General features: G+C 45.7%; 6 protein-coding genes and 1 tRNA gene. All 7 read left to right on the plus strand.

Going from position 1 to position 5,684, the window contains the following annotated elements; genetic code table 11:
• Window positions 1-322: 322 nt before the first annotated feature.
• The 7 genes from EWV66_RS14990 (at window position 323) to EWV66_RS15020 (ending at window position 5,253) form a co-directional block, all read left to right on the plus strand.
• Complete coding sequence (locus tag EWV66_RS14990) at window positions 323-1,006, plus strand: PHP domain-containing protein (protein ID WP_287107517.1); 684 nt, start codon at window positions 323-325, stop codon at window positions 1,004-1,006.
• A gap of 221 nt (window positions 1,007-1,227) precedes the next feature.
• Window positions 1,228-3,126 carry an NAD(P)H-quinone oxidoreductase subunit F gene (locus tag EWV66_RS14995; RefSeq protein WP_002790087.1) on the plus strand — a complete coding sequence of 633 codons (1,899 nt, stop codon included), beginning with the start codon at window positions 1,228-1,230 and terminating at the stop codon, window positions 3,124-3,126.
• Window positions 3,127-3,305: 179 nt separating this feature from the next.
• Window positions 3,306-3,377, plus strand: a tRNA-Thr gene (locus EWV66_RS15000).
• 163 nt (window positions 3,378-3,540) lie between these two features.
• Window positions 3,541-3,894 carry a metal-sensing transcriptional repressor gene (locus tag EWV66_RS15005; RefSeq protein ID WP_002766602.1) on the plus strand — a complete coding sequence of 118 codons (354 nt, stop codon included), beginning with the start codon at window positions 3,541-3,543 and terminating at the stop codon, window positions 3,892-3,894.
• Between the two features lie 66 nt (window positions 3,895-3,960).
• Window positions 3,961-4,143 carry a 30S ribosomal protein S21 gene (rpsU, locus tag EWV66_RS15010; RefSeq protein WP_002738938.1) on the plus strand — a complete coding sequence of 61 codons (183 nt, stop codon included), beginning with the start codon at window positions 3,961-3,963 and terminating at the stop codon, window positions 4,141-4,143.
• A gap of 154 nt (window positions 4,144-4,297) precedes the next feature.
• The gene (gene upp / locus EWV66_RS15015) at window positions 4,298-4,951 is read left to right on the plus strand and encodes a uracil phosphoribosyltransferase (protein WP_002764021.1); all 654 of its coding nucleotides are present in this window, start codon (window positions 4,298-4,300) and stop codon (window positions 4,949-4,951) included.
• Between the two features lie 14 nt (window positions 4,952-4,965).
• Window positions 4,966-5,253 carry a ssl2009 family thylakoid membrane protein gene (locus EWV66_RS15020; protein ID WP_002790084.1) on the plus strand — a complete coding sequence of 96 codons (288 nt, stop codon included), beginning with the start codon at window positions 4,966-4,968 and terminating at the stop codon, window positions 5,251-5,253.
• Window positions 5,254-5,684: the final 431 nt, after the last annotated feature.

Below are 5,684 nucleotides of genomic sequence, written 5' to 3' on the forward strand. Positions count from 1 at the left end.
CTAAATCTTCATCGTAATTTAACCAAAGTTTAATTATCCAAGAGAAGATATTGATAAAAATAGCAATCATAAAAAGCAAATCCCCAACATTTATCAAGCAATTATTTTTATTAGTAAATGTTCTACACGACTCAGTCCAGATAAGCAAGATGGCTTACCACTACTACCGAATCACTACCCCCTTTTCCTTAGTTCCCCACTTTCCCATACCTTTGAGACAGGATTTAGTATTACCGGTAACAGCAGCTACCCAATTTTTTTTGGTATTTGTTATGCTGATTGTTAACAATTTGTAATCTTTGGGAAAGTTCCTCAATACTGCATGGTCGTTTCTGCTACAATTCCACCCCTAGCTCAAGATACCCTCGCCCTGAAAGCGGTGTGGGCAAATGTCGGCTATGATAGTTGTCCCTACCATTACAATTTCCATCTTCATACCCATTGCTCCGATGGTCAAATGAGTCCCCAAGACTTGATGAGACAAGCGTTAGACATCGGACTAAAAGGATTAGCAATTACCGATCATCACTCGATCGAAGGTTATCGACAAGCACAAATTTGGCTAGAAAATCAGCATTTAAGGGGTTCTCTACCCCATCTCTGGACAGGGGTAGAAATTACGGCGAATCTCTTAGACACAGAAGTGCATATTCTTGGCTATGGTTTCGATCCCGCTCACGTCGTCTTGACTCCCTATCTGCAAAGAACCAAACCAGAAGGAGATCTGGCTTTAGCCTCTAGAGTCATTAACAGTTTACAGCAAGCGGGGGCTTTAGTGGTTCTGGCTCATCCCTTTCGTTACCATCGCCCCGCTGCCGATTTAGTGGCGGCGGCGGTAGAATTGGGCATTGATGGTATTGAAGCTTTTTATGCCTACGGCAATCCCAAACCCTGGCTACCGAGTCAACCGGAAACCGAACAAGCACTCGCTCTTAGCCGTCAGTACCAATTATTCGCCACCTGTAGCACCGATTCCCACGGTAAATCTTTATTACAGCGCATTTAGCCTGATCCCGGGATTAACGGTAAAATACCTAAATTGACTAAACTCGATCCTTTCTCGATCGAGTGTTAGTTTTTTATGGCCGTTGATCAGTGATCAGTAATCAGTAACCAGTGAAAGAGCCTAAATTTGTTGAAAATTGAAAACTTAAACCTGATAACTTAAAACTTAAACCTGATCACTGATAACTGATAACTGATAACTGATAACTGATAACCCCCTGAATGAAAGATTTATTCCTTGACACTTGCTGGTTAATTCCCATTTATGGCTTAATTGGTTCGATTTTAACCTTGCCTTGGTCTTTAGGCATTATTAGTCGCACCGGTCCGCGGCCGGCCGCTTATATTAACCTATTGATGACCGTCTTAGGATTAATACATGGATCGATCGCTTTTAATCAAATTTGGCATCGAGAGACGATTAAACTGGCTTTTGAATGGGTAAGAGTGGCCGATCTTAGTTTATCCCTTTCGATCGAACTTTCTCCCGTCAGTTTGGGGACGCTGGAACTGATTACCCTCATCAGTCTCCTGGCCCAAATCTATGCCCTTGGCTACATGGAAAAGGACTGGTCTTTGGCAAGATTTTATGGCTTAATGGGCTTTTTTGAGGCAGCTTTGGGGGGAATTGCCCTCAGTGACTCCCTACTATTCAGTTACGCTTTCCTAGAGATGTTAACGGTCTCTACCTATCTCCTCGTCGGTTTTTGGTATGCTCAACCTTTGGTAGTAACCGCGGCGCGAGATGCCTTTTTAACCAAGCGCGTCGGCGATATTATTTTATTGATGGGTTTGGTGGCTCTGTCCAGTTACGGAGAAGGATTGAGTTTTTCTCAGTTAGAAAATTGGGCAGTAAATAACCCTGTGCCACCTCTGACGGCGACTTTGTTAGGATTAGCCCTTATTGCTGGTCCAACGGGTAAATGCGCCCAATTTCCCCTGAATTTGTGGCTAGATGAGGCGATGGAGGGACCAAATCCAGCCGGAATCATGCGGAATTCGATCGTGGTTTCGGCGGGGGCCTATGTTTTAATTAAGCTGCAGCCAGTGTTTACCCTATCTCCGATCGCAGCCAATGTTTTAATAGTGTTGGGGACAATGACGGCAATCGGTACTTCTCTGATGGCCCTATCCCAAATTGATATTAAACGGGTTTTATGCCACTCCACCAGTGCCTATCTCGGTTTGGTCTTTATTGCGGTGGGATTAGGTCATGTGGATATCGCTTTGCTAATTTTATTCTCCCATGCGGTCGCAAAAGCTTTATTGTTTATGAGCGCAGGAGCATTAATTCTCACTACCAGTAACCAAAATATCACGGAAATGGGGGGAATTTGGGCAAGAATGCCCGCTACAACCATGGCTTTTTTAGGGGGTTCCGCGGGGATGACGGTTTTAATGCCCCTGGGGATGTTTTGGACGTTAAAACGGTGGTTAAGTGGTGAATGGGCGATTCCTTGGTGGTTATTAGCGGTTTTAATCTTTGTTAATTGTCTTAGCATCGTCAATCTCACCAGGGTATTTCGTTTAGTCTTTTTGGGACAAACCCAAAGTAAAACCCATCGCACCCCGGAAGTGGCTTGGCCGATGGCTTTGCCCATGGTATCATTGATTTTAATCGCTTTATTGGCCCCGATTATTCCCCTACGTTGGGATTTTTGGCTATCTTTCACCAATCCTCTCCTTAATAACCAGAGTTTTACTATTGTCTGGGGTTTTCCCTTACTGATGGCCTCTGGAGTAATTGGCCTAGTTATCGGGTTAACGGTAGAGTTAAGACGAGCTTGGGCCAGACCGACTGGGTTAATCCTGCGATTCCTGCAAGATTTGTTCGCTTATGACTTCTATCTTGATCGCATCTATCAGTTTACCGTGGTTTTAGCGGTGGGCAGCTTGTCCAAAATTACCGCTTGGCTCGATCGTTATATTATTGATGGTCTGGTTAATTTGGTCAGTTTAGCGACGATTTTTAGCGGCAGTGCCTTAAAGTATAATGTTTCTGGTCAATCACAGTTTTATGTCTTGACTATTCTTTTGGGAATAGGGGGATTAATCTGGCTCTTATTAAACGGTCAATGGTCACTGATAACTAATTATTGGTCATCCCTGTTGACTCATTGAACCTCTATGTATCGCTCCCTAGTCTTCCGGTCGCGGACTAGGGAGGGAAAGCAGCGGGATGAACATGATCAACAAGGACAGACGGTTAAAATCGGTCTTAGCTTAAAACCCCACACCCTGCCCGCGGGAAAAACTTTTTCAGCAAGCCCTATTTGTGTTATAATGGGTTGGTCAAAAATGCTGGTGTAGCTCAGTGGTAGAGCAGCTGATTTGTAATCAGCCGGTCGCGGGTTCAAATCCCATCACCAGCTTCAATCTCTCACTCCCAATCGAACTTTAAAAAACCTGCTCCCCACTTCCCTCTTTCAAACCGAAGACCCCTAAACCGAAATTTAAACCGGACAAAACCATCCTAGGGACTGGGGTTCGCAACTGTGGCACACTAGAGAGTATAACTGAATTGACGGTAAGCCCTTGACTAATCAAATTACCCCTTTCGACCCCCTTCACAACCACGACGAGACGGGCCATGACCACGAGTCAAAAGGGACTCCCCACGTCCATAGCGAAGCTTCCCTGAAGCAAATTATTAACCGTCTTTCGCGTATCGAAGGACATATTCGCGGCATCAAGACGATGGTATCGGAAAATCGTCCCTGTCCCGAAGTTTTGATGCAAATTGCCGCTATTCGCGGGGCGATTGATCGCGTTGCCAGAATTATTCTCGACGAACATCTGAGCGAATGTATTGCCCGGGCTGCCCAGGAAGGTAGTATCGAGACAGAAATTGAAGAATTAAAGGCCGCCTTGGATCGCTTTTTACCCTAGATTGTGCTATAATGAGAAGTTGGCATTTTTTAGGCAGAGAGCAATTACAGGAGGTGAATCAGGTTAATGACCCAAGTGGTAGTTGGTCAGAACGAGGCGATCGAATCAGCCCTGCGTCGTTTTAAGCGACAGGTAGCGAAAGCGGGAATTTATGCGGATATCAAAAAGCATCAATTTTTTGAAACCCCTCAAGAAAAGAGAAAGCGTAAAGCAGTAGCCCGGAGACGACAAAGAACCCGTCGTCGTTAAAATTAGCCAAGTCAGAAGTCGCTCGCAAGCTTCTGACTTGCTTTTATTTTAACCTCTGTTTTGGGGGTTGGGAAGCGGGAAGTGGGGAGTGGGAAGTGGGGAGAAAAAAGCTGATAAGATAAAGTTTAGCCCTCGATCGAGTTCTAGTGTTTTCATGGTTTTACAACTGCGCGTCTATGTTCCCGAACATCCTCTGGTTAAGCATTGGTTAGCGATCGCGCGCGATCAAAATACCCCCTCGGTACTGTTTAAAACAGCGATGACGGAACTAGGGCGCTGGTTAACCTACGAAGCAGCCCGGCAATGGTTGCCGACCCTGGAAACTAGCGTTAAAACCCCTCTAGCGGAATGTCCCGCTACTTTTATCGATCCTAGCGTACCGATGGCCGTAGTCCCGATTTTACGGGCAGGATTAGCCCTGTTGGAAGGGGCGCAAAGTCTTTTACCCCTAGCTAGTACCTATCATCTCGGTTTAGCCAGAAATGAGGAAACCCTAGAGGCGAGTTGTTATTTAAATAAATTACCGGCCAGTTTTGATCCGGCCACAAGAGTCTTAATTCTTGAACCGATGTTAGCCACGGGGGGATCAATTTCAACAGCAATGGCAGAAATTACCAGCAGAGGCGTTGATCCTGCCCTGATTCGCCTGATTTCCGTGGTGGCTGCCCCGCCGGCTTTACAGAAATTGAGTCAAAATTATCCCAGCTTGAACATCTATACGGCTATTATCGATGAAGGATTAAATAGCCGCGGTTACATCGTGCCGGGGTTGGGCGATGCCGGCGATCGAGCTTTTGGAACCTATTAGGAGAAAAGGGGATTATGAGTCAGCGAGATGGGTTTACGGGCGGTTTTTTAGCCGGTGCGATTGTCGGTGGTTTAGTGGGCGGTGTTTTGGGGACAGTGTTGGCTAATCGCAGCCGTCGCGGTTTAGGAGATGGGGATAATCAAGCTTTTTTAGAGGAGATCCGCAATGGGCGCTTGACTCCAGAGGAAGGCATGGAAGTGGCCCGCCGCAGTTTAGAAGATAAAATTGCCCAGTTAAATCTAGCGATCGATGATGTGCGTCAACAGTTAGGATCGGTACAGGAAAACGGCAGCGATCATTAAAATAGGGCTGGCCGAATAAATCTAAAAACCTTGTTAGACCTCGACCTAATTTAATTAGGGTCTGCTGAAAAAGTCATTGAAACCCACATTCCGCACCCTAAGTGTCACAACGTCTCAAAAGAGGAAGGGGCGTGAGTCAAAATACTTATCTAGAGGAGTGAGTTGGCGGCAAGCTGCCGGCAACTAAGCCGAAAATTTCAGAGTTCCCCCGGTCATTCTCAATAAACAGTGCTTGTTGAGAATGGCTGGGCAATCAGACTTAACATCTAGCGTCGAGATGTTCGAGTAGTGCTTAAGTTTTGTCACCCCTTGAGGGACTTCCAAAAAATAAACTATTCATCCTCAAGAATAATAATCATTCTCGGAGTGTGGGAGGTAGGGATCGATGGTTGCCCCCTCCTTCCAATTTTGTAGTAGAATTAATCCTGTAC

The sequence above is a fragment of the Microcystis sp. M_OC_Ca_00000000_C217Col genome (assembly GCF_007095585.1).
Lineage (GTDB): Bacteria > Cyanobacteriota > Cyanobacteriia > Cyanobacteriales > Microcystaceae > Microcystis > Microcystis panniformis.